The 24,772-nt window shown below is 43.4% G+C and carries 15 protein-coding genes; 6 read left to right on the top strand and 9 right to left on the bottom strand.

All coding sequences use genetic code 11. The features are described 5' to 3' along the window. Positions 1-39: 39 nt before the first annotated feature. The 3 genes from HMPREF9999_RS07535 to guaB form a co-directional block, all read right to left on the bottom strand. Positions 40-1,401, bottom strand: coding sequence for a peptidylprolyl isomerase (locus HMPREF9999_RS07535; RefSeq protein WP_009752115.1), 1,362 nt, complete (start codon positions 1,399-1,401; stop codon positions 40-42). A gap of 153 nt (positions 1,402-1,554) precedes the next feature. Beyond that, positions 1,555-2,991: a peptidylprolyl isomerase gene (locus tag HMPREF9999_RS07530; protein ID WP_009752114.1), complete on the bottom strand. Its 1,437-nt coding sequence runs from the start codon at positions 2,989-2,991 to the stop codon at positions 1,555-1,557. 270 nt (positions 2,992-3,261) lie between these two features. Beyond that, positions 3,262-4,743 carry an IMP dehydrogenase gene (guaB, locus tag HMPREF9999_RS07525; protein WP_009752113.1) on the bottom strand — a complete coding sequence of 494 codons (1,482 nt, stop codon included), beginning with the start codon at positions 4,741-4,743 and terminating at the stop codon, positions 3,262-3,264. 877 nt (positions 4,744-5,620) lie between these two features. Here guaB and HMPREF9999_RS07520 point away from each other — a divergent pair. The 6 genes from HMPREF9999_RS07520 (at position 5,621) to HMPREF9999_RS07495 (ending at position 17,283) form a co-directional block, all read left to right on the top strand. Continuing rightward, positions 5,621-7,789 (top strand): glycoside hydrolase family 97 protein, encoded by a 2,169-nt coding sequence (locus HMPREF9999_RS07520; RefSeq protein ID WP_009752111.1) that lies wholly within the window; start codon positions 5,621-5,623, stop codon positions 7,787-7,789. A gap of 114 nt (positions 7,790-7,903) precedes the next feature. Then, positions 7,904-10,981, top strand: a complete 3,078-nt coding sequence (locus HMPREF9999_RS07515; protein ID WP_009752110.1) for a SusC/RagA family TonB-linked outer membrane protein — start codon at positions 7,904-7,906, stop codon at positions 10,979-10,981. Positions 10,982-11,002: 21 nt separating this feature from the next. Then, the gene (locus tag HMPREF9999_RS07510; protein ID WP_009752109.1) at positions 11,003-12,610 is read left to right on the top strand and encodes a RagB/SusD family nutrient uptake outer membrane protein; all 1,608 of its coding nucleotides are present in this window, start codon (positions 11,003-11,005) and stop codon (positions 12,608-12,610) included. A gap of 21 nt (positions 12,611-12,631) precedes the next feature. Beyond that, positions 12,632-13,903: a SusF/SusE family outer membrane protein gene (locus tag HMPREF9999_RS07505; protein WP_009752108.1), complete on the top strand. Its 1,272-nt coding sequence runs from the start codon at positions 12,632-12,634 to the stop codon at positions 13,901-13,903. A 101-nt stretch (positions 13,904-14,004) separates the two neighbouring features. Further along, entirely contained in the window at positions 14,005-15,054 is a 1,050-nt protein-coding gene (locus HMPREF9999_RS07500; protein WP_009752107.1) for a hypothetical protein, read from the top strand. Positions 15,055-15,279: 225 nt separating this feature from the next. After that, positions 15,280-17,283: an alpha-amylase family glycosyl hydrolase gene (locus HMPREF9999_RS07495; RefSeq protein WP_009752106.1), complete on the top strand. Its 2,004-nt coding sequence runs from the start codon at positions 15,280-15,282 to the stop codon at positions 17,281-17,283. Positions 17,284-18,146: 863 nt separating this feature from the next. Here the strand turns inward: HMPREF9999_RS07495 and HMPREF9999_RS07490 are convergent. From HMPREF9999_RS07490 to HMPREF9999_RS07465, 6 genes are all read right to left on the bottom strand, one after another. Beyond that, a complete protein-coding gene (locus HMPREF9999_RS07490) occupies positions 18,147-19,028 on the bottom strand; it encodes a nucleoside phosphorylase (protein ID WP_009752105.1) in 882 nt (293 codons plus the stop codon). 86 nt (positions 19,029-19,114) lie between these two features. Next, positions 19,115-20,392, bottom strand: coding sequence for a hypothetical protein (locus HMPREF9999_RS07485; RefSeq protein ID WP_157049634.1), 1,278 nt, complete (start codon positions 20,390-20,392; stop codon positions 19,115-19,117). Positions 20,393-20,406: 14 nt separating this feature from the next. Beyond that, a complete protein-coding gene (locus HMPREF9999_RS07480) occupies positions 20,407-21,054 on the bottom strand; it encodes an MBL fold metallo-hydrolase (protein WP_009752103.1) in 648 nt (215 codons plus the stop codon). 131 nt (positions 21,055-21,185) lie between these two features. Beyond that, complete coding sequence (gene rsmG, locus HMPREF9999_RS07475; protein WP_009752102.1) at positions 21,186-21,806, bottom strand: 16S rRNA (guanine(527)-N(7))-methyltransferase RsmG; 621 nt, start codon at positions 21,804-21,806, stop codon at positions 21,186-21,188. After that, positions 21,806-23,491, bottom strand: coding sequence for a DEAD/DEAH box helicase (locus HMPREF9999_RS07470; protein ID WP_009752101.1), 1,686 nt, complete (start codon positions 23,489-23,491; stop codon positions 21,806-21,808). Before HMPREF9999_RS07470 ends, rsmG begins: the two co-directional genes overlap by 1 nt. Positions 23,492-23,538: 47 nt before the next feature. Beyond that, positions 23,539-24,681 carry an LptF/LptG family permease gene (locus HMPREF9999_RS07465; protein ID WP_044063350.1) on the bottom strand — a complete coding sequence of 381 codons (1,143 nt, stop codon included), beginning with the start codon at positions 24,679-24,681 and terminating at the stop codon, positions 23,539-23,541. Positions 24,682-24,772 lie beyond the last annotated feature (91 nt).

The raw sequence follows: 24,772 nt of genomic DNA, 5'->3' as shown, positions 1-24,772 counted from the left end.
AGGTTCGCACTTACCTTATCTGCATAATAGGGGAGGAGATTACTTAATCCAGCCAGAATATTCAAACTTATGGTTACGCCATTCGGGGCTAATGCGAGTATAGGTGGATTTGATTTTGTCAACTATCCATTTTTGAATAACTTCTTGTCTACGGCGATTGAGATAAACATTGCGAAGCGTCTGGAAGTCTTCTGTAGGATTTGCGGGATGACTTTCGATACGACTACGAAGTTTCACAATAGCACACACCTCTTGACCTGTTTTGGGGTCTATCATAGTGAATGCACTTGATACTTGTCCTACTTTAAGCGTGTCTGCTACCTTTGCCACTTCTTGTGGTAAATCCTTCATCTCGAAGCGCGCTTGAATTTCGCGCTGCATCGGATTCATTTGTACCATTAGTCCATGGTTGTTGCGTGTGTCCTTATCGTCAGACAGTTGACGCGCTGCATCTTCAAAAGAGAATTTTTTCTCTCGAATGTCTGTAGCGATGGAATCTAAACGAGAGATACAACGCTCTACCTCCTCCGCTTTAATCTCTGGTTTAAGAAGGATATGACGTGCATTTACCTTGTCGCCACGTTTTTCAATGAGCTGAATGATGTGATATCCAAATTCTGTCTTTACAATTTTGGAAACTTTCTTTGGGTCATTGAGAGAGAAAGCTACATCAGCAAAAGGCTTTACCCATTGATTACGACCACTTAAACCTAACTCTCCTCCGTTACGAGCACTTCCATCTTGAGAATACATGCGAGCAAGTCGAGCAAAATCTTCTCCTTCGTTTATACGTTTAGCATAGCCGTTGAGAAGTTCTTCGATACGTTCTATTTCGTCGCGATCAATCTTAGGTTGTTGAGTTATAATTTGTACCTCTACTTCTGTCGGTATCGTAGGGAGGCTGTCGGTAGGGAGTTTCGAGAAATAATCACGAACTTCAGCTGGGGTGACTTTAATGTTTGCCGTAAGTTTTCTGCGCACTCCATCCATGAGTTGTTGTTCTCTGGTTTGTTGGATGTAACGTTGACGTATTTGTGCGTAACTTTTGTGCATAATAGCCTCAAGAGTCTCTTTTGATCCTGCTTTTCGCACGTTCTCAGCAAGTAGAGCATCAGCGTAGGCGGTTACGTCTGCATCGCTTACTTCTATTGAATCAATTTCTGCTTGATGAAGAAAAAGCTTTTGGATAGCTATCTGTTCAGGTATTTGAGCGTAAGGGTCTTTGAAAGTTTGTCCTTCAGCTTCTGCATTAACACGATAGTCTTCCACGTCTGACAAAAGAATAGGACTGTCTCCCACTACCCAAATCACTTCGTCTACAATGTTCTTTTGACGAATTTGGGCAAATGTTGCACCGAGCAGGAGACAACCTGCGGCAAAAATAGCGAAGCGTTTGTTCATATAGTTGCTTGTTGGGGAGTTTAATGAATAATGGTCGTCTTAGATTAGTAACTCATCTATAAGAGTCTAGAGGAAGTCGCATTGTGAAATCTAATACGATCTATTATAGTATACATACTATAGACTAAATGTAGAATTGTCCATGTATGGGAATTATTTGGCCATAGGAATGGACTTAAGAACATCTTGGTTGATAGTTACCGTATATGTACGTCTAAGCTGTTGTAACCAAGAATCTTCTAATTGTTTTTGAAGTAATTCAAGAACTTCACTTCGAGCATCTTCGTACGTCTTGGGTTGCTTTTCAATGCGGCCTGCTAGCAATGTGATAGGCAAACCCTCGTGCAGTTGATAAACCTTTGATGCTTTAACCCCAAAGGCTAAATTGTCAATGGTGCTATTTTCACCTTTCTGAACAACATAACGTCCTTTGGCATCAACGACTACGCTGTCTTTATTAAAAGGAGCATATAGGAAAGAGCGTATATCGATATTTGCAGGAACGCCCTTACGTAAAAGCTTTTGGGCACGTTTAGCTAGCTTCTTATTTTGTGCTCCAATGATGTAACCTACAAAACGAGGCTGCGCCCATTTTAGAGATTTACGGTTGCGCTTGAATACTTCTGCTAGTACTTCTGGGGAATTTTCAGCAGCATCCCATACTTTATGTTTGGAAATTTCGTAGACTAGTAGTCCATCGTGGTATTCTTTGATAAGATAGGTCAATTGTGTATCACTTGCAGACAGGTTTCGCATTAAACTGTCCATAATGCTTGTTCGAGACTGGCCTGTTATCGCTTGAAGTTGAGCTATACTTTGGTTTGCTGCTGCTTCTTCAACGTGGTTTTTACGAAGATATTGTAATAATGAAGGGTAAAGTTCCTCGTAGGGTTGTAATGGATGGCGATCTCGCATGAGGATTATATGATACCCAAAAGGAGAAAGTATTGGTCGACTTACTTGGTTGGGTTGCAAACTATATGCGGTTTCTTCAAACGAAGCAACTGTCATTCCTGGATAAATAGTGGGCAAACGTCCTCCTTCTTGAGCTGTTCCTCTATCCTCGCTAAAGCGGCGAGCTACATCCTCAAAATTTGCACCTGAGATAATGGCTTGATAGAGGCTGTCAGCCCGTTGAGCAACATGGTCTCTCTGGGTAGAGGTTGCTGTGGATGGAATGGTGAGTAGAATATGTGAGACATTAAGTAAGTCCTTTCCCCCAAGTTGTTGTTCTTCTTTTAGATAGATTGTTCTAGCTATAGAATCAATGTAAAGAGGACTGACCAGTTGCTTCGAGAGCTGTAGATCTCGATATTGGTGAAATTCCCGGAGAAAATTCTTTGTTGTATCCAATCCTAGAGATAGAGCATCAGATAGCTTTAATTGGTAGTCTATATATAAGTTGAGATATTCTTGTGGACTGAGTGAACTTTGGCCACTAATAGCCTTGTTCTTCTCGTAGGCATATACAAACTCATTGCGAGAAATGGGACGGCCATTGACAATGGCTATTGTCGCATCAGCCGTGGGTTGTGCCACTATTGAAAGGGTGGAGTACAACAACCAAAAGAAGACAAGGATTTGTTTCATAGGAACTAAAAGAGTGTCTGAAACAGATTAAATTAAGAATAGAATAAGTCAGAATTCCTTATGTAGATGTATAGGAGAATTCTTCAAATTTTGATGTTTGCAGTCCTTGAGACTAGATAGAAATGAATTTTATTCTATGCCGTGAAAGGTCTTTAAGAGCTGAAAACTCTCAAAGACCCTTTCAAAACGGCGTTATTTAATTGTTTCTTTACAATAGCTCATTGACTCTAATCCATTCTATAGAGAGGACTTAAGCTTTTAATTATGTGTCTATTCGCTACGTGAATAGTTTGGAGCTTCACTTGTAATCGTAATATCGTGAGGATGGCTTTCTTGCACACCAGCATTGGTAATCCGAGTAAACTTCGCATTGTGAAGTAGCTCAATCGTAGCAGCACCACAATATCCCATTCCAGAACGAAGACCACCTACAAGCTGATAAATAACTTCTTGTACACCACCTTTGTAGGGGACACGGCCTGCAATTCCTTCTGGAACTAGCTTTTTCACATTGTCAACCCCGCCTTGGAAATAACGGTCTTTTGAGCCATTCTCCATAGCTTCCAGAGATCCCATTCCACGATAGGTCTTGAACTTACGACCGTTGAAAATAACGGTTTCACCAGGGCTTTCTTCACAGCCTGCAACTAAAGAACCAATCATTACGCTATAGCCACCAGCAGCTAGTGCCTTAACTACATCGCCTGAGTAGCGTAAACCACCATCTGCGATGAGAGGAACTCCTGTACCTTCTAAAGCCTTTGCAACATCATATACAGCGGATAGCTGAGGGACACCAACTCCTGCTACTACACGAGTTGTGCAAATAGATCCAGGCCCAATGCCTACTTTAACGGCATCTGCACCAGCTTCTACAAGCATTTTCGCCGCTTCTCCAGTAGCTATATTACCAACTACAAAATCTACTTCCGGATACTTGGCCTTGGCCTCTTTGAGCTTGTCTATTACGCCTTTAGAATGGCCATGAGCAGTGTCAATGACAATCGCATCAGCTCCAGCTGCAACTAGGGCATTAATACGTTCCATCGTATCTGCTGTTACTCCTACACCAGCCGCAACACGCAAACGACCTTTGGCATCCTTGCAAGCCATTGGCTTGTCTTTGGCCTTGGTGATGTCTTTATAGGTGATAAGCCCGACCAATTTTCCATTGGCATCAATAACTGGAAGCTTCTCAATCTTATTCTTTTGGAGAATCTCACTTGCAGCCACCAAATCAGTGGTAGTATTTGTGGTGACGAGGTTTTCAGAAGTCATCACTTCGTCAATGGCTTTGTCGAGATTGTGTTCAAAACGTAAGTCGCGGTTGGTAACAATGCCCACGAGTCTCATCTCATCGTCAACAACAGGGATACCGCCGATGTGATATTCTGCCATGAGGTCGAGTGCTTCACGCACAGTCTTACCACGTTTAATCGTAATAGGATCATAAATCATACCATTCTCGGCACGTTTTACAATTGCTACTTGGCGAGCTTGATCCTCAATTGACATGTTTTTGTGGATTACTCCAATGCCTCCTTCTCGAGCAATGGCAATAGCCATAGGAGCTTCTGTTACCGTGTCCATGGCAGCAGTCACAAAAGGAATCTGCAATTCAATGTTGCGAGAAAACTTTGTGCTAAGAGATACGGTTCTAGGGAGAACTTCAGAATAAGCAGGGATGAGAAGGACGTCATCGTAGGTGAGACCATCCATGACAATTTTGTCGGCAATAAAATTGGCAGTCATAAGGCGATGAAATGAAATTAAATTGCGTGCAAATTTACCTATTTCTCGTGACATAACCACATTAAATCGTTCTTTTTTGAGTAAAAAAATGAAGCCATTTACTTGTGCTGCTCAGTAAAGTACTTATGGTGCCATTTTAAACTAAAGCTATTTTAGCTAAGCAGAAGTTGACGAAGGTGTGGAATTGCTTGGATATTCTATGATTGAAGGAACAGAAACTTCATCATATAAGACTGACGTGGATGTTAGTTTGTGATCATGAAAGATGGTTATGGTGGCACAACAATATGTTTGTCTATCCTTAGCTTCGTTTATGCGAATCATCCTTTTGTAGAACATCAAGCTCGTCTATCAAAGAAAGTAAAGGTATAAAGACGGCCTCAGATCTGAATTCGATGTTATTAGTTGTAGTACTACCTTATATATTCATGCAAAATTCTAATAGTATAAAATGTGTATATATAACTATTGAAAGACTTGAGAAAGCTCTCGTTCTATTAGGTGTTAGAAATCAAAGATTATGACTGTAAATTGTCAACTGTATATGGTAAAACCTTCTATAAATAGAGCAGTATAACCTCATTTTTTCGTCTTATAACTTTGTTTACATCTATATTGAATTCAATATGTATTATCAATAACAATTAGAAATACAGATTATAAGTCTAATTTTATCATGCTTCTAATCTATATTTTTTCTGATTGATGTGGTTAGTTCGACTTAAATGTGTAAATTTGCGTTGTAGACATTGCGAAATAGGCGTGTAAGTATTCTCTGTTTTGGCTTTTGTCTTCAATCATCTTTGAGCAAAGAACTTACTACTAAGCTTCTTTTCTTGATGTAAATATACGATTAATATACAATTGTTTTGTTGACATGAAGAGATTTCTTTTATCAGCTACCTTTTTGAGTGCTGCACTTACTATAATGGCGCAGAATGTGACTTCACCAGATGGGAAGATGATGCTTTCATTTAGCATTGAAAAAGGGCGCCCCACTTATGTACTCACTATGGATGGAAAAGCCATAGTTGCACCTTCTCATTTAGGTTATCAACTTAAGAAAGAGAATAGTGATAAAAGTACTGACTTTGATTGGAAGCCTTCGCGTGCAACTGATAAGGATGCAGATAGCAAAGCTGATTTTTTCAGCGGCTTTAGTCTTTTGAGTTTCGAGAACAATAGTTTGGATGAAACTTGGAGTCCAGTTTGGGGAGAAGAGAATAGTATTCGCAACCATTATAAGGAACTTTTAGTCAAGTTGAAGCAAAGTAAGAATAACCGCTTCATGAACATTCGTTTCCGTCTTTTCAATGATGGCCTCGGTTTTCGTTATGAGTTTCCTGATCAAACCAATCTCACCTACTTTGTCGTTGCTGAAGAGCTTACAGAATTTGCCATGACAGGTGACCACACGGCATGGTGGGTAGCTGGAGATTATGACACACAAGAGTTTAACTACCAAACAACGAAGCTTACTGGTATAAGATCTCAAATGAAATCGGCTATCAGTGAGAATTCTTCTACTACACCTGCAGGCCCAACTACTGTGCAAACAGCATTGCAGATGCGCACTGGTGATGGTGTATATCTCAATATTCACGAAGCAGCATGTGTGGATTATCCCACAATGCACTTGACTTATCAGGAGAGTAACAATACGTTTGTGAGTCATCTTACTCCTGATGCTCGAGGTGATAAAGGATATCTCCAAACGCCTACGAATTCTCCTTGGCGTACAGTGATAGTAGGTCGTAAGGCTACCGATATTTTGGCTAGTAGAATTACACTCAACCTCAATGAACCTTCTAAAATAGAAGATACATCATGGATACGACCTGTGAAGTATGTAGGAGTATGGTGGGATATGATAACTGGACGCGGGAAATGGGCTTATACAGATGCTGTATCTAGCGTGAAGTTAGGAGAAACCAACTATTCAAAACTGCCTAGTAATGGTAAGCATTCCGCCAACACTGCGAATGTAAAGCGATACATAGACTTTGCCGCTAAGAATGGTTTTGATGCGGTTCTAGTAGAAGGTTGGAATGAAGGTTGGGAAGACTGGTTTGGACATCAAAAAGACTATGTGTTTGATTTTGTTACTCCGTATCCAGACTTTGACGTAAAAGAACTCAATCGTTACGCCAAAGACAAAGGCGTAAAAATAATTATGCACCACGAAACTTCATCGTCAGTTCGTAATTATGAGCGCCATCTAGATAAGGCTTACCAGTTTATGGTAGACAATGGCTACGATGCTGTCAAGAGTGGTTACGTTGGGGATATTGTTCCTCGCGGAGAGCACCACTATGGACAGTGGATGAACAATCACTATCTCTATGCTGTAAAAAAGGCTGCTGACTATAAAATCATGGTCAATGCTCATGAGGCAACGCGCCCTACAGGGCTCTGCCGAACGTATCCTAACTTGATTGGTAACGAAAGTGCACGTGGCACAGAGTATGAAGCCTTTGGAGGTAATCAAGTAAACCATACCACAATCCTACCATTTACACGTTGCATAGGTGGTCCTATGGATTATACCCCTGGCATTTTTGTAATGGACATATCTAAGATGAATCCTAGCAACAACAGTCGTGTACGTTCTACTCTCGCTCGTCAGTTGGCGCTCTATGTCACTTTGTATAGTCCTTTGCAAATGGCTGCTGATGTGATAGAGCATTATGAAGCTCGACCTGATGCATTCCAGTTTATTAAAGACGTGGCGTTAGATTGGGATAAAAGCTTATATCTTGCTGCAGAACCTGGAGAATATGTACTTACAGCCCGAAAGGCCAAGGGTAAAGACGAGTGGTATGTTGGCTGTACTGCAGGAGACCATGGATATAAAACCGATCTTTCTCTTGATTTCCTTAAACCTGGCAAGATTTATCAAGCTACCATCTATTCAGATGCTAAAGGAACTGCTTGGAATAAGAACCCTGAAAGCTATGTCATAGAGAAATTATCCGTCACAAATAAGTCTGTATTGAAAGGGTTAGTTGCAGGAGTTGGTGGAGGTTTTGCCATCTCTATTAAATAAAAACAGAGACAGCTTTCTTTGCTAGATGTTTCAAATGTAATCTTCTTAATAAGAAGACATGCATAATTCAAATGTTATTAATGTAGATTTTCAATCTAAAAGTCTAAACCATATATGCATAAGCAATTTAAATCTGTAAGTCTTATGACGCTGTTGATGGCTCTTCCTACGGGAGCTATGGTTGCTGCTAATGCTCCCTCAGAGAGTGTAGCAGTGCAACAGCAGCAGTCTACAGTGGCCAAGGGTACTGTGAAAGACGCAAGTGGAGAGCCTCTCATAGGGGCGTCAGTAATGGTGAAAGGTACTGGCAACGGTGCTACAGTAGACACTGAAGGTAACTTCATTGTAAAAGGAGTGAAGAAGGGACAAATCCTCCGTATTTCTTATATTGGCTACGAGAGCCAAGATGTGAAATGGGAAGGACAATCTCTTGATATCGTACTAAAGGAAATAGAAAACAGTCTGAACGAGGCTGTTGTCATCGGTTATGGTGTTGCAAAGAAGAACGACATGACTGGTTCTGTGACAGCCATCAAACCAGATGAGAAGAATAAGGGCGTTGTTGTTAACGCACAAGACATGATCCAGGGTAAAATTGCTGGTGTCAATGTGACAACTAGTAGTGGTATCCCTGGCGCAGGTGCAACTATCCGCATTCGTGGTGGTTCTTCTTTGAATGCTTCTAATGATCCGTTGATTGTAATTGACGGTTTAGCGATGGATAACCAAGGAGTAAAGGGGCTTTCTAACCCTCTCTCTATGGTAAATCCTGCCGATATTGAAAGTTTCACTGTACTTAAAGACGCTTCTGCAACAGCTATCTATGGTAGCCGTGGTTCTAATGGTGTCATCATCATTACGACCAAGAAGGGACGCAAAGGATCTCGTGCTAAGGTAAGTTATAATGGTAGTGTTACTGTCAGCCAAAAGCACAAGACCCAAGAAGTAATGACGGGTGATCAATTCGTTGAGTTTGTCAAGCGTTATTATGGTGAAGATTCTGATGCCTATAAGGCTCTTGGAGTAATGGAGAACGGTGTACAAAAGTTCTACAACACCGATTGGCAGAAGGAAATCTATCGCACTGCAGTTTCATTTGATAATAATGTCACCGTTACTGGCAGTGTGAAAGGCGTGCCTTTCCGTGCGAGCCTAGGAGCAACGAATCAAGAAGGTATCCTTCGCACCTCTGAGTTTAATCGCTATACAGGAAGTCTGAATATTAATCCTTCGATGCTGGAAGATCACTTGAAGGTGAATCTCAGTGCGAAGTACATGTATGCGAAGACTAACTACGCTGATGGTGGTGCTATGGGGGCAGCACTTGGCATGGATCCCACAAAACCAGTGCGTACATCCGATGCTCGCTATAAAAACTTTGGAGGATATTTCCAATGGTTGCAAAATGGTAGTGTGCTTGGTGACAGCAAATGGCCAGAAACAAAAATCGACCTAGCTACTGCTAACCCTGTATCTATGCTTGACCTGAAGAATGACGTGGCGAAATCTCACGCATTTGTCGGCAACATGGAGTTAGACTACCAAGTTCATGGCTTAGAGGATTTGCGCTTGCACATGAATATGGGTGCTGACGTGTCTGGTGGTCGCCAAGACACAGAGGTGAGCCCTGCTTCTGGCACTAATACTTACTATGGCTACAATGGTTGGGAGAAGATAGACAAATATAATCTCTCGTACAACGCGTATGCACAGTATAATAAGACGTTCGATGAAGTTCACCACTTCGACATTATGGCGGGTTATGAGTGGCAACACTTCTATCGTGAAGGCAAGAGTTATGGATCTGGTGTATATCCAGAAACTAACAACAACGCTGCCCTCAGAGGTAAGGCTTATCAAGCGAAAGATGGAAAATGGAAGACAGAGAACTACCTAGTGAGCTTCTTTGGTCGTGCCAACTATTCAATTTTAGATCGTTATCTGCTTACGGCAACGTTCCGTTATGATGGTTCAAGTCGTTTTGAAAACCACTGGGCGATGTTCCCATCCTTTGCATTCGGTTGGAAAATCAACAACGAAAAGTTCCTCAAGAAGGCAGAATGGCTCAGCGACTTGAAGTTGCGCCTTGGCTATGGCCAGACAGGACAACAGGAAGGTATTGGCGACTACAACTACTTTGCTTCATATAACACAAACTTAGTAGCTGACTCTTACTATCCTCTTGTAGGCAAAGGTAATATTGACCGTCCCAACGCTTACAATCCTCAACTCACTTGGGAAACCACAACCACCTATAATGCAGGTTTTGACTTTGGATTCTGGAATCAACGTCTGTCTGGTAGCATCGATTACTACTATCGTAAGACTACAGACCTCATCAATACGGTTGACGTGCCAGCAGGTTCTAACTTCAAGAATCGTGTAACGAGCAACATCGGTTCGCTCACAAACACTGGTGTAGAATTGGCTCTTAGCTGGAAGGCTATCTCTAAGAAGGATCTGTATTGGGATTTAGGTGTAAATGCCACTTACAATAAGAATGAAATAACTGAGCTAGTAGGTGGTACTGGTGAAAACTATTATGTGCCTACTGGTGGTATTTCAGCTGGTACTGGTGGTAATATTCAAGCACATGCTGTCGGACATCCTGCTAGTAGCTTCTTCGTTTATCAGCAAGTCTATGACAAGAATGGTGTACCCCTCGAAGGTGTCTATGTCGATCGCAACGGAGATGGTAAGATCAACAATGCCGACAAGTATTTCTATAAGAGTCCTATGGCTCCTTGGACAGCAGGTTTTACCTCAAAAGTTCAGTATAAGCAATGGGACTTTGGATTTAGTATGCGTGCTTCCATTGGCAACTACGTTTACAATGATCTTGAGGCACGTTCTGCCAATGTGTCCACTGTCTTTAGTAAGGGTTTCTTGAGCAATCGTCCTACTTATAGCCTCCAACCTCGCTGGACCACTGACGACAACGTGTTCTCTGATCGCTTTGTACAGAATGGTTCGTTCCTCCGTATGGAGAATATCACTCTTGGTTACTCCTTTGAGAACCTCCTCAAAGGATCTCGATACGAAGGCATCAATGGTCGTCTCTACGTTACTGCTAGCAACGTCTTCACACTCACCAAGTATAAGGGCTTAGATCCCGACGTGTTTGGCGGAATCGACAACAACGTTTATCCTCGTCCTTTCAGCATCCTGGCTGGTGTGTCGCTCAATTTCTAACTCTTCACATAGCATACTCATATGAAACTATATATTAAATCCCTCCTTCCTGTTGCAGCTATTGCGCTCAGTTTGGGACTTACTTCCTGCGTAGGTGATTTGGACGTGAAGCCCATTGACCCTAGCACCAATATGACCGTCAATCCTCAGAACCTCTTCAATAAGTGCTATGCCAATATGGCTGTCGCTGGTAATGGTGGTGCCAATGGCGATTCTGATATTGATGGTATTGATGGAGGTACATCGGGCTTCTTGCGCCAACTCTTCAATTCTCAAGAGCTTACAGCTGACGAAGCAATCAGTGCTTGGGGAGACGAAGGTGTGCAACCCCTCAATAAAAACCAGTGGAACTCTGAACATCCCTTCTTGCGTGGGTTCTACTATCGTCTGTTCTTTGGTGTTACCGTGTGTAACCATTATTTGGACGTAGCTTCAAACTACGATGCAACGATGACTGCCGAAGTTCGTTTCCTGCGTGCTCTCTATTATTATTATCTCATGGATGGTTGGGGAAACATCGGATTCCGCACCACCGTTGGTTCTGATAAACCAGGACAGATGAGCCGTGCTGATCTTTACAAGTGGATTGAATCAGAGTTGCTCGCTGCTGAACAAAACATGGCAGCTGCAAAACCTGAGAAAGACACAGAAGAAGGTTATGGTAGAGCTGATAAGGCGGCTGCATGGTTGCTTCTCTCTCGCCTCTATCTCAATGCAGAAGTTTATACTGGTAAAGCTGAATGGGCAAAGGCCAAAGAATATGCTAAGAAGGTCATGGACTCTTCTTATAAGCTCCACACCGGTAGTACAGTGAATGGATGGACGGCTTACCAACAACTCTTCATGGCAGACAATGGTAGCAACGGCGCTTCTGAAGAAGCTGTCCTTGCCCTCCTGCAAGATGGTGAGAAAACCACGTCTTATGGTACTTCACTCTTCCTCATGGCTGGTGCGTTCAATGATGATATGAACGACTCGCAGTTCATTTCTGGTAACAATACCACTGGTAAGTGGGAAGGCCATCGTGCGCGTCCCGAGCTCGTAGCTAAGTTCTTCCCACAAGGTAATGCACCAGAAGTGACAACAGCCGACATGCAACAAGCTGCTGGTGACAACCGCGCTCTTTTCTGGGGAAAGGATCGTACGCTCAAGATAGCTGAACCCACAAAGTTCAAACAAGGCTATAGCGTGACGAAGTTCAACAACTATCGCACAGATGGTGCAAAAACTAAGAACTCCCTCTTCCCTGATGCTGACTTCTTCTTCATGCGTGCTGCTGAGGCATATCTTACCTATGGTGAAGCCGATGCACGTTTGAACGGTGGTACTACAACTTCTGAGGGTACTGCTGCTATCAATAAAGTTCGTGCTCGTGCAGCGGCTAGTCAACTTACAAGCTATTCGCTCATAGAAATTCTAGATGAATGGTCTCGCGAGTTCTACTTTGAGGGTCGTCGTCGCACAGACCTCATTCGTTTTGACCGTTTCGGTGGTAACAACAATTACAATTGGTCTTGGAAGAGTGGTGTTGCCACTGGTGCAAACTTCAGCAAGGACATGAATCTCTTCCCATTGCCTAACACTGAAATCAACACTAACTCGAATCTCAAGCAGAATCATGGTTATTAATCACGCAAGCACATCACAGATATGAACAAAATATTAACAATGGGACTCGTGCTTTTTGCAGCAACTAGTCTCTTCACCGCGTGCGCTGACGATAGGGATTCCAATCCCACCTTGGTGCAGCCCACGGAGTTTGTACTCAACACTCCTGTTTATGCTAATCAATTGCTTGATCTCAGAACCTCAAAGCATGTAAGCCTCACTTGGTCTCAGCCCAATGTGACTGACAAGGGAGCACCCCTTGCTGGTGTTGGATTTTATGCTATCCAAGTTTCTAAAGATGGTAAATTCACTGCTTCTGTGGCAGAAGCAGCTGCTGATAAGACTGGTAAAACGGTTGCAGACTACATCGAACTCGAAGAAAAGTATTTCAGTACAGCTGTAGATGTTAATGCAGAAGCTCTCGACAAGGCTATAAATACGTTGTTTGCTTGGGAAAGCGAAGATAACATGCCTGCAAAACAGGAACTCCACCTTCGTGTTTATGCACATTTCGCAGGAACAAACGCTCCTCTTGAAGATGGTTCTGTGAGCATAGCCTCTAATGTCGTGAAGGTGCAAGTAGCTCCTTACTACATCGAACTGAGCGATGCCCCTGTAGCCCTCAACTACATTGTAGGTCAAGACGTAGCTGGCTCTTGGAGCAATAATGTTGCAGATGCAGGCAAGGGACTTCTTCCTTTCTTCCCCATCGCTAATGCTAACTACGACAAGAAGACTGGCCTTGGAAGTGTAAGCTATACTGGTTATTTTGCTGACAAGGCAGAGTTTAAGGTATTCTCTCCCAAGTATAGTGCAGATGGTAAAAGCTTTGCCTGGGATTATGCTTACGTTGGTGTAGAAGGTACTCCTGGTACTGCACGTTATCGTGATGGTGGTGATGATGGTCCTAACATCACAGCACCTAAGGCTGGTTATTACACTATCGTCATTGACAATGTGAAGCACACCTTCACGATGACCGAAGCTACTGAAATTGATGAAACAGAAAAGGGTAGTATTGGTATTGTTGGTGAGTTCAGCAGTTGGGACAATGATGTCGTTATGACTGCTGCATCTACTGCAGCAAACGCAAAGAATCACGTGTGGACTGCTGAACTAAAGCTGGAGAAAGCTTCTGAAGTTAAGTTCCGTGCTAACGCGAAATGGGATCTAAGTTGGGGTTCTGCTACTGTGCTTCCCTATGGTGTAGCTACTAAGGGTGGTCCAAACATGAAGCTCAAGAAGGGAACCTACAAGGTTTACTTCAACGACCTCACAGGACAATACAACTTCATCCAACAAACAGCCCAATAATCGTTATCGAATCTCCCTATGTCCCTAGTCTAAATGCTTTCCTTTTATTGGAAAGCATTTAGGAGGGCATAAAGGTATTCACTTTCTAACACTTAATTCTTATGTTGAAACCTCTATTCCTAGGACTTGCGATGACGACCCTCGTCGTAGCATGTACTGAAGATTATACAGACTGGGCTTCTCCTCAAACTCACGCCCAAGGTGAGTCTAAGAGCATTACGGCCACCATTGATAGTGTCAAGGCGATTGATATGAATGGGCTAGATGTTCAAGGGCCTAACCCTACAGTCACAGTACTTAAGTCTACAGTGACAGGTGCGCCTCGATCTGCTTTTTCTTATCAAATCACCCTCACTCCAGCTGAAGGATTGTCTGGCGATCAGAAGGCCACAGTCCTTACTGCTGATTCTTTAGGTAATGTTTCTCTTGAGGAACTTCAGACAGCCGTTCGTTCGTATTATGGTAAGGCACCCCGCCAAAGAAAGCTCAATGCCAGGGTAGTAGCATTAGCCAACATCAACGATGAGTCTTATCGTTTTGATGGAGAAACAGCCGTTCGCTTCACTCTTACTGCTCCTAACTACTCTGAGTATATGGGTGTTCGTGTCAAGGGAGTAGCAGTGGCTAACCTCTCAACTATTGACTTTGATGGATTCTATCAAGGTTTTGCTCGCATTAGCTCTCCTTTCCGTCTCACGTATAATTATCGTAATGAGATTGTTGACCTTGGGGCCAATAGTTTCGCTTTGCTTGATGGAGACTTTGATGCAGATGCGCAACAGAACATTGTAGCTCCTGCTGCAGGACTCTATTACCTACGTGCAGATCTCAAAGATGCCACTAAGCAGACTCTTGCCCCTGTGGCAATCTCTAAGGTGGGTATGATAGGTGGCTTCAATAGTTGGGCTGGCGATGCAGAGCTCACTTACAATGCTGCCGAAGGTTGCTATAAAGCAGAAGTTAACTTCCAGTCAGGTGGCGAATTTAAGTTCCGCTTCAATGGAGATTGGCCCATCAACCTTGGTGGTTCACTCACTAATCTCACCTTTGGTGGTGCTAACCTCAAGGCCGATGCTGGCACTTATGTCGTTCGTCTCTATCTCGAACAACTCAATGGTCGTGGCATTTATGCCACTCTCACTGCTAAATAAGCACAGAGGACAATCGTTGCCTTACGTTTATAGTAGAATGTATCCCCAACCTTTGTCCTGTCTCTAGCACTGCAGGAGCTTGGCTCCTATAGCATTTCCTATGAGCGGATGTGTCTTTTGCGGCACATCCGCTCTATTTTCTAAGATATCACTAGGCGGACAACACGGACGAATGGATTTTTGATTTCACATTTCCGCTGTGTCCCTAATCATTTTTACATACGTATGAAGAAATCTCTACTTCTCCTCGCCCTTTCTGCTGGAGTTTCTCTTCAATCTCAAGCACAAGGTTGGCCCGCTGCCTATGAAGGGGTCATGCTGCAGGGCTTTTATTGGGACTCGTTCAACGATTCGCGTTGGACAAAGCTCGAAGCCCGAAGCAGCGAAATTGCGCCATACTTTCAACTCATCTGGGTGCCTCAAAGTGGAAACTGCAATACGAACGATAATGTGATGGGTTATCTTCCCGTCTATCTCTTTAATCAAAACAGTTCATTTGGCACTGAAGCTGAATTGCGTTCGATGATTAAGACCTACAAGGCGAAAGGCACTGGCATCATAGCTGATGTTGTCATCAACCATCGCAATAATCTCGGCGTGAATGGGGCGTGGACCGATTATCCTAAAGAGACCTACAAAGGTGTAGATTATCAGATGTTGCCTAGCGATATCGTAAGTGACGACGATGGTGGTCAGACGGCAACGTGGGCAGCAAGCCATCGTCAGTCCCTCAGTAGCAACAAAGATACGGGCGAAGGTTGGCCAGGATGTCGCGATATCGACCACAAAAGTGACAATGTGCGCAACAACTACAATGCTTACCTCAAGTTTCTCCTTGAAGACCTAGGCTATGCAGGGTTCCGCTACGATATGGTCAAAGGCTTTGCTCCTGAGTATGTGGCTCAATATAACCAAACAGTTCAACCACAATTCAGTGTGGGAGAGTATTGGGACAATAGTACTGCTACAAAACTTTGGGTCAATGGTACAAAAGTCAACAACGTACCGCAGTCTGCGGCCTTCGACTTCCCTTTCCGCTACACCGTGCGTGATGCTGCCAATAGTGGAGACTGGAGCAAACTAGAGAATGCCAGTAATGCCCCTCTCATCAATTCTCGCCTATTCCGCCAATACGCCGTGACTTTCGTGGAGAATCACGACACGCAAATGCGCAGTGCTAGCGAACCACTTGATCCTATCAAGAAAGACACCCTTGCAGCTAATGCCTATCTCCTTGCCATGCCTGGTACTCCATGTGTATTCTACCGTCATTGGCTCGACCATAAGCAGGCTATTAAGGCGATGATTGAGGTGCGTCGTGCAGCAGGCATTGTTAATACGTCTGTTCCAACCATCGTGTCGCGTGAACCCAAACAGTATGTCGTTTCGGTGGCGGGCACCAAAGGCACTCTGCTCTATGTCTTAGGCGATGAGGCTGAGAACTACGCACCTGATGCTACAAAATATGTAAAGGTGCTCAGCGGTCAGCATTGTGCCTATTTCCTTTCTCGCAGCACTAAAACACTCTTGTTGGATAAACCTTCGGGAGAATATGAAGCTGCGTTTACTGCAAAGGTGACCAGTGTGTCAGAAAGTGAACAAACGCTAGTCTATACCACAGATGGCACTCTTCCCACTGCTCAATCTTCTCGTGTACCCGCCGATGGAAACATTAGCATCACCCAAGATGCTACGTTGCAAGTGGGTGTGCTTTCTGCAGAAGGCGAAGTTTCCAATGTGGTATCGCGCACCTATACCATTCGTCCTTTTGTAGAACATACTGCGACTATCCATGTGCGCAATGAAAACAACTGGCCTTCGCTCAATTTCCACGTTTGGAACAACAAGGGCAACAACAATATGAATGGCAACTGGCCAGGTAAAACCATCACGGACACGAAGGAGGTGAAAGGATATACCTGGAACTATCAGACCTTTGATATTACCTCTAAGGATTATTTCGTGAATGTGGTATTCTCTACCGACAATGGGTCTCCACAATCTGTCGATGTCACGGAGATCACAGGTGATCGCTATTTCGTGATTACCACAGAACAGCGCGGAGGGAAGTATGTGGTACGTGATGAAACGGATGTTGTCACACACCTTTCTCCTTTACGTCCAACGGTTCTTCCCAACGTATGGTTCAACCTTCAAGGACAACGTGTGGAGCAACCCCAAGCAGGACAAATCTATATCAACGCACAAGGCCAAAAACAAATGTTCTAATGTGCTTGCAATAGGAAGATGTTGCTCTCATTACAATGCTTACAATTCCGTTTCATTGAGAAAACTTTACACTCTAAGCACGATATTTTAACGTGTCTACGAGCGTCTTTATCTCTCATGGGCTTTATACGCGATTCTCAGGCAATGTCTTGCACTCCTTTGGAGGAGATTTCGGGTAACTCTCAGGGTCTGCCACCAGTCTCTCCGACATTTTCAAGATTATCTCCTACTTTTTAGAAATTGTCTCTGAGATTTTTGATATCTTCTCCGACGAAAACGTGATTAACTCCCTAATTTAAGAACGAATCCAAGGTAGACTTCTTTTGAGCTTTTGTTGAAAATCGAAGATTTTTCTCCAAAGAACGGAATGGTTTACTTGATGAGCAAGAGTTTCATCCATTAGTAGTCTCAAAGTGCTACGCTAGTTGGAAGGAAACTCTTGCTTTTTTTGTCTCAGATAATTAACAATTAGAGAGGTACTACGTATTAATCGATTGAGTAAAGCAATTGTATGCCGCAATGATGAGGTTTTGTTCCTGAGAATACAAAGAAGAAACGACGCGCTCACTAGCGCGTCGTTTTGATTTCTAACAAGAAGTTAGAAGTGGTCCGTTCAAGAAGGAACGAACCAAACGGATAACGTCTGCAAAGTTCGGTGTTTTGGACTATTTTCCCAAATATTTTTTTATGCTGTGCAGCATAAAACATAAAAAACATGCCGATAAGTTACGGTATATCGCAGCTTATCGGCATGTTATCTGTGTATTATAGCGTAAACAGGACAGCATCCAATGAGGTACAATAAAGGATGCATGCTATGATAGCTAGGACAAACCCGAAGAATAGTAGAAAGTCATGTCGCATCAAATACGTTCAAGAACGAGAGAAATCAATGAGTCGATGCTATTCTTGTAGTTCGGATTGGCTTTGCCAGCTACGCGATTGGCAACTACCATGCAGCAAGTCATCGCTTTATGTCCCATCAGTTTGGCCAAACCTGCGAGAGCACTGCTTTCCATCTCGAAGTTGGTGAAACAGAGGTCGCCATGACGGAAAGACATGATTTTGTCATTTGCTGTAGGGTCAGCAAGAGGTACGCGAAGTCTACGTCCCTGAGGACCGAAAAAACCACCACAAGCAATAGTTACACCACGCACCATGTCGTTTTGTCCGATGCGGTCCAGAAGTTCTTCATTGTTATCTACGCAGTAAGGGTGTGCGATGCATTGACTTCCTTGCCATTGCATGTGCGCTAGGAATGCTTTCTCGAAATCTAGGTCGCATGCTTCATCGCGGCCAGCATAAAAATTAAGCAAACCATCAAAGCCGAGGCTTTTCTGAGAAGCAATGAATGTGCCTTCGGGGGTATGTGCTTGTAGTCCACCACAAGTACCGATGCGCACAAGTTCTAATTGACGGAAGTTGGGCTTTTCGTGGCGTGTTGCAAAGTCGATATTGGCTAAAGCATCTAGTTCATTGATTACAATGTCAATGTTGTCACAGCCGATGCCAGTGGAGAGTACGGTAATTCTCTTGCCTTGATATGTGCCAGTGACTGTTTTGAATTCACGGCTTTCAACTTCACATTCTTTCTCTTCAAAATGTGAGGCCACTAAGGCCACTCGTCCAGGATCACCTACGAGAATGACCTTGTCAGCAAGCTGTTCTGGAAGAAGATGAAGGTGAAAAATCGAACCATCACCATTGATGATGAGTTCAGATTCGGGAAAATACGTGTTGTCCATGATAAAATTGTTTTATAGAGTGAGGTTTTCTATTCCAGAAATCAATAGGTTAGTTTATGATTTCTTACTCAAGGGAGGAGCATTCTTTATTGTGCAGTTTCTAACTGTCTAATTTGTTGAGATAAGGCCTTTTCTCGAGCTGAAAGTGCAATAAGTTGTTTTTGTAGAGTAGCTAGCATCTGTCGATTTCTATCTGATCGTTGTCGCGCATAAGCTAATTCTGCAGCATCACATTGTTGTTGTAACTCAATTTTTTGTTGATAAGCTTTGAACCATTCTGGTACTAAGGCACGCGCTTCCTTATTTTGGAAATCTTGTTCGGAACGGCAAACTCTATCATCGTTGATTACAAAGCGGAAAGTTGAAATACTGTTGGTCTGTTTCCGACTTTTCTGCTGCTGTTTGCGTAGCTGAACAGATTTTATGGTGGCTGATTGACCTACTTGGCTACGTGCAATCGATGCAATCTGAGCATATTGGCTTAATTCTGAAAGAGAGATACTTTCTTTGTCGTAATCCTTGCGCTCTGTAGGGACGATAAAAGAATAGATGCAGACTTTCCCTTCGGCTTGTCTGCGGTCTGTGGCAAGATATCCAATGCCTGAGGTGGGGTCAACAGCGTAGAGATATTCATTGGCTGGAGAGTTGAATGGCATACCTATATTGCTTGGTTTGACATACTGGCGACTTTCGGGATTATACCGTGTCACAAATATATCATATCCTCCTATGGATTCCTGTCCTTTTGCTGAAAAATAGAGAGTGGTGCCGTCTGAGAGTAAAAAAGGATAGTCGGGAGCATTAAAAAGACTGTCTATTCCCGCTAGAGGTGTGGCTGGTGTCCAGCCATTGCCTGCACGAAATACTGAGTGCAGGCGTTGAGTATGGTCGCTAGGTGCTGCAAAGATAGCAGTGGTTGCAAGAGGATTCACAAAAGTAACATCAGACCATAGCATGTTGTTGTTACGATTAGGAAAGACCTGAGCAGTTGGTAGTAATTTTCCTGCTTCTTCACTCATTTTTAAAGCTGAAAGTAATTGACTTTTCTCAACTACTACACTATCAACAAAAACGATCTGTTGGGTTGAAGCCATCATATGGTCTGCACGGCGTACCCTTTCAAGTAAGTTTTGGAGTGAATCTTTAGCAGATGCATCTTTCGTGTTGTTTAATAAGGCTTGTAGTGCAGAACTAGCTTTGGCCCAGTCATAAACCTCAATGAGATGTTGCACATCTGTGGTAGTCTTACTCCCTGCATGCACAGCAGTACGTGCTTGTCGCGTAGTATTCTTACGTTGCTGTGCCTGCATCCCCAAAGCAGCATGAAGTAGGCAACAAAGAAATAGGATTCTGGTGAGGCTCATAAGCAAAGAAAATGTTAGGAAATAAAATAAGGATTAGTGGTACGTTCATGACCGATGGTAGAACTTCCTCCATGACCTGGATATACGCGGACATCATCAGGTAAAGTCATTATGCGAGTTTGAAGCGAATGAACCAAAGTATCCATGTCACCTTCGGGCAAATCGCAGCGACCGATGCTTCCTTCAAATAAACTATCGCCTGAAATCAAAACTTTTTCCGCTGCGCTATAGAAACACACGCCTCCAGGTGTGTGTCCAGGCGTGGCTATTACTTCAAATTCTAGATTTCCCAACTTCAACCTTTGACCGTCTTCCAGATAACCAGATAGAGGAGGAACAGGAATGTCTACTCGTTGGTGTAGAAACAGCTGTAGCTCTTCACCTGAGTGCTGATATCGGTGTTCATCTGCAGGGTGAAGCAGCGGACGAATACCAAATGTTTCGTACGCCCATTGGCAACCAAATATGTGGTCAAAGTGGCCATGCGTTAACCAAGCCTGAGATAGTTGTAGTTGATGGGCGGCTACATAATTAGCGATGGTTTGTTGCTCTTGAGGATAAAGCGCACCACAATCGATGAGTACAGCTTGTTGTGTTTCATCGTGGAGGAGATAGGTGTTCTCTCCCAGCATTTCCATGAAAAAGCTTTTGACAGTCAGCATTAGGTTGCAGATAATATAGGGTGAAAAACTGATTCAAACGAATTTTGAAGCCAAGCGTATAAAATTAAGCTTCTCAAGATGAAAAGCATTAGCCTTCATCTTGTGACTTGTCGTTGTTTTCTAGAGCTTAATTATAGCGATACGTAGGCCACTTTCTTTGTTTCAAAGAATTCTTCTTCAAAGTAAGTGGAGAGTGTCCACACCTCACAGCAGTTCTTAAATGGACGCATCTCTAGCTGAATATCTCCTCCTTTTAAGCAAATTACACCATTGGGGAGTGAGTTCTTTTGTTCGTGGTGCACATTCTTACGAATGAGCTTTACTAAATCACTCATTTGCATGACTGCACGACTGACCACGAAGTCATATTTTTCTTTTTCTTCCATGACATTGCGGTGAGAGCAGCGCACATTCTCCAAGCCGATAGCTTCCGCCACGGCTTGTGCAACCTTTACTTTCTTACCGATGGAGTCAAGTAAGTGGAATTTTACTTCTGGAAAGAGGATGGCGAGGGGAATGCCAGGAAAACCTCCGCCAGTACCAATGTCGAGTATGGAAGAACCTGGACGAAAACGAATGACCTTTGCGAGTCCGAGCGAGTGCAATACGTGGTGTTCATACAGATTGTCAATGTCTTTTCGAGAAATGACATTGATTTTAGCATTCCAATTTCTATAAAGTGCATCTAGAGCAGCAAACTGTTGTTTCTGTTTATCTGAGAGATCGGGAAAATATCGGAGTATTTGTTCCATTAGTCTTGACTTGGGGTGGAGTTATTAGTCGAGTAGGATTTTTTTTGATTGGGGCGACGGCGGTGATGACGCTGTTTATTGGCAGATTGTCCCTTGATGCCATCTTCTGTAGGCGAAGACTTGCGTTGACCGCGGTTGTTGGCGGAGCCAGCATGAGACTTTTCACTTCTTCCACGTCTGCGATTGCTTGTATTTCCTTTGCTTCCTCCACTTCCTTTTCGGTGATTCTTGCCTCGACCTTCGTGTTCAGCTGGCTCTTCAGGAGGAAGACAGCCTTCGGGTAAGGGATTGCGTGCAATCTTCTTTTCAAGAAGTTTCTCTATTTTTGAGAGTGGATAGCGATCTTTCTCACCAATGAGGGTGATAGCTCGTCCTTCACGTCCAGCACGTGCCGTACGGCCGATGCGGTGCACGTAGTCTTCGGGATCGCGTGGTGCATCGTAGTTGATGACCATCTGAATGTCGTCGATGTCAATGCCACGACTCACGATGTCAGTAGCAATGAGCATGTCGATATTGCGCTGTTTGAAGCCTAGCATCACAACATCACGCTCAGCTTGGTCTAGATCTGAGTGCATGGCAGCGCAGTTATATCCTTTGCGTTTTAGAATGACGTTAAGTTCCTTCACACGCTGCTTAGAAGACACAAAGACAATCACGCGCTCAGGAGGTTGTTCGGTGAAGATATGCTTCAAGATAGGTGTCTTATCACTATCGCGACACACATAGACACTCTGATCTATTTTTTCAGCAGGCTTAGAGACTGCAATCTTAACCTCTACAGGATTATGCATCATCTCACGTGCCATCTTTGCAATCTCGGGAGGCATGGTTGCAGAAAACAGAATGGTCTGCTTGTGCTCAGGAAGTTGCTTCATGATAGTTTTGATATCATCAAAGAATCCCATGTCGAGCATGCGGTCAGCTTCGTCTAGAATGATGTGCGTGGTGCGAGAAAGATCGAGATTCCCCAATTGGAGGTGAGAAATAAGACGGCCAGGTGTGGCAACAATGATATCAGCCCCTTGTGAAAAGGCTTTGCGCTCTTGTTCAAATCGGATGCCATCATTGCCTCCGTAGACAGCCACGCTGTTAGTTTTAGTGTAATAGGCAAAACCTTGGAGAGCCTGGTCGATTTGTTGAGCTAGCTCGCGCGTTGGAGAGAGTATCAAGCAGTTTACTGCATCTGCAGGATGCGGTTCTTTGTGGAGTAGGGTGAGCATAGGCAGGAGGAAGGCTGCTGTCTTACCTGTTCCTGTTTGTGCAATGCCTATCATGTCTTTGCCCTCAAGGATGTGTGGGATGCATTTCGCTTGTACGGGAGTGCATTTCTCAAATCGCATATCCCAGAGTGCATCGAGTACATCGTCGCTCAAAGCCAAATCCTCGAAATATACCGTAGGTTCGGGGGTAGGTTTCATGTTGTCCAGGCTCACTTCATCAACATTTTCTTGAGAGTCTTTTGAGGACTGAAGTGATGTAGCCAGAGGTTGGTTCGTCTGTTCAGATGTTTCGGGCAATCTCTCTGAACCATTTGAAGCTATTTCTGTGATAACCGAGAGATTATCACTGTCAAGGGGAATTACTTCAGCTGCAGGATAAAGATTAGAGCTAGTTTCAGATGAAAGACTAGTTGAAGCTGTGTATCGTTGTTCCTCAGTAGAGGAGGTTTTATCGTTGCTCATTATTATAGAAATAGGAGTGATGCTATATATTTAGCTTAGGTGCTAAGCTATTGAGGAGTTCTTCTATAGAACCAAAATGCAATAAAGGTATAGAGTATATTCGGCAACCATACAGCTAACCAAGCTACCATGCCTGCATTTGTGGCAAAAGAAGAAGAAATGGTTTGGAGGAGAATGTAGGTAAAAGTAAGCGCGAGACCAAGCCCAATGCTAGTTCCCATACCTCCCTTACGTTTTTGTACAGAAATAGATGCACCTATGAGAGTAAGAATGAAAGCTGCAAAAGGAGAAGCAAAGCGTTTGTGGTATTCCACTTCGAATGTGCTTAAGCCAGCTGCGCCGCGTAGTCGTTGACGCTCGATAAAAGCGTCAAGTTCTGGCACAGTCATTGTTTCCTGTTGACCACGGATAAAGAAAAAGTCCTTTGGCTCCATCACAATCGTCGTATCCAGTTTGTCACCAGACTTGATTTTCTCTTTTGTTCCAGTAAGTGTGCGAATCATGTATCCGTGTAATGTCCATGAATACTTATGATCTGCAAGGGTATCATATTGTATGGTTTGGGCTGTAAGACGTGACACGAGCTTCTTTTCAGAGAACTTGTCCAACGAAAAGCCAGATCCAGATTTAGTTCTATTATCAAAATGCGAAATATAAGCCACAACCCCAGTATCTACTTGCATTTGCACGTTGTCTGCTTCATCAATTACCAACTGTTTTTTGATGTATTTATTCGAGAAGTTCACACGGGCTACGTTGCCTTTAGGGATTACGTAAGCACCTAAAGCGAAGGTGATGCCAGCTATAAACGTTGCTCCAAACATATATGGTCGAAGAAGACGACGAAAACTCATACCCGTGGATTTCATCGCGATGATTTCCGAATGATTTGCTAAGTTGGTCGTAAAGAAAATCACCGCTATGAAAACGAACAAAGGCGAGAACATATTTGCGAAATAGGGAGCAAAATTAGCGTAGTAATCAAAAATAATCTCCGTCCATTTGGCGCCACCATTCGTTATCTTATCAATGTTCTCGTTGAAGTCAAAGATAATGGCAATTGTGATAATGAGAACTAAAAGGAAAAAGTAGGTGCTTAGATATTTATTGAGGATGTATCGATCTATTCTCTGAAAACCTATTAATCTTAGGCCACCTCGAAAGCACCAAGCTAAGCCGCGGGAAAAGATTTGTATGATCCGCCGTATACCCTTAAAGAGATACCAAGGAGAAAAAAAGAACCACCGTAACAATTTACGCCATTTTCTCTCAGAAGCAGTG

The organism is Alloprevotella sp. oral taxon 473 str. F0040, from assembly GCF_000318095.2.
In the GTDB taxonomy this organism is placed as follows: Bacteria; Bacteroidota; Bacteroidia; order Bacteroidales; family Bacteroidaceae; genus Alloprevotella.
The sequence above is the reverse complement of the archived record's forward strand: the minus strand, read 5'-3'. Positions and strand labels throughout refer to the sequence as shown.

Bases quoted from the DNA above. Each gene is read 5' to 3' on its own strand.
- HMPREF9999_RS07535 (WP_009752115.1), bottom strand. From the start codon at position 1,401: ATGAACAAACGCTTCGCTATTTTTGCCGCAGGTTGTCTCCTGCTCGGT.
- HMPREF9999_RS07505 (WP_009752108.1), top strand. From the start codon at position 12,632: ATGAACAAAATATTAACAATGGGACTCGTGCTTTTTGCAGCAACTAGT.
- HMPREF9999_RS07530 (WP_009752114.1), bottom strand. From the start codon at position 2,991: ATGAAACAAATCCTTGTCTTCTTTTGGTTGTTGTACTCCACCCTTTCA.
- HMPREF9999_RS07495 (WP_009752106.1), top strand. From the start codon at position 15,280: ATGAAGAAATCTCTACTTCTCCTCGCCCTTTCTGCTGGAGTTTCTCTT.
- HMPREF9999_RS07490 (WP_009752105.1), bottom strand. From the start codon at position 19,028: ATGGACAACACGTATTTTCCCGAATCTGAACTCATCATCAATGGTGAT.
- HMPREF9999_RS07480 (WP_009752103.1), bottom strand. From the start codon at position 21,054: ATGCTGACTGTCAAAAGCTTTTTCATGGAAATGCTGGGAGAGAACACC.
- rsmG (WP_009752102.1), bottom strand. From the start codon at position 21,806: ATGGAACAAATACTCCGATATTTTCCCGATCTCTCAGATAAACAGAAA.
- HMPREF9999_RS07470 (WP_009752101.1), bottom strand. From the start codon at position 23,491: ATGAGCAACGATAAAACCTCCTCTACTGAGGAACAACGATACACAGCT.
- guaB (WP_009752113.1), bottom strand. From the start codon at position 4,743: ATGACTGCCAATTTTATTGCCGACAAAATTGTCATGGATGGTCTCACC.
- HMPREF9999_RS07520 (WP_009752111.1), top strand. From the start codon at position 5,621: ATGAAGAGATTTCTTTTATCAGCTACCTTTTTGAGTGCTGCACTTACT.
- HMPREF9999_RS07510 (WP_009752109.1), top strand. From the start codon at position 11,003: ATGAAACTATATATTAAATCCCTCCTTCCTGTTGCAGCTATTGCGCTC.
- HMPREF9999_RS07485 (WP_157049634.1), bottom strand. From the start codon at position 20,392: ATGAGCCTCACCAGAATCCTATTTCTTTGTTGCCTACTTCATGCTGCT.
- HMPREF9999_RS07500 (WP_009752107.1), top strand. From the start codon at position 14,005: ATGTTGAAACCTCTATTCCTAGGACTTGCGATGACGACCCTCGTCGTA.
- HMPREF9999_RS07515 (WP_009752110.1), top strand. From the start codon at position 7,904: ATGCATAAGCAATTTAAATCTGTAAGTCTTATGACGCTGTTGATGGCT.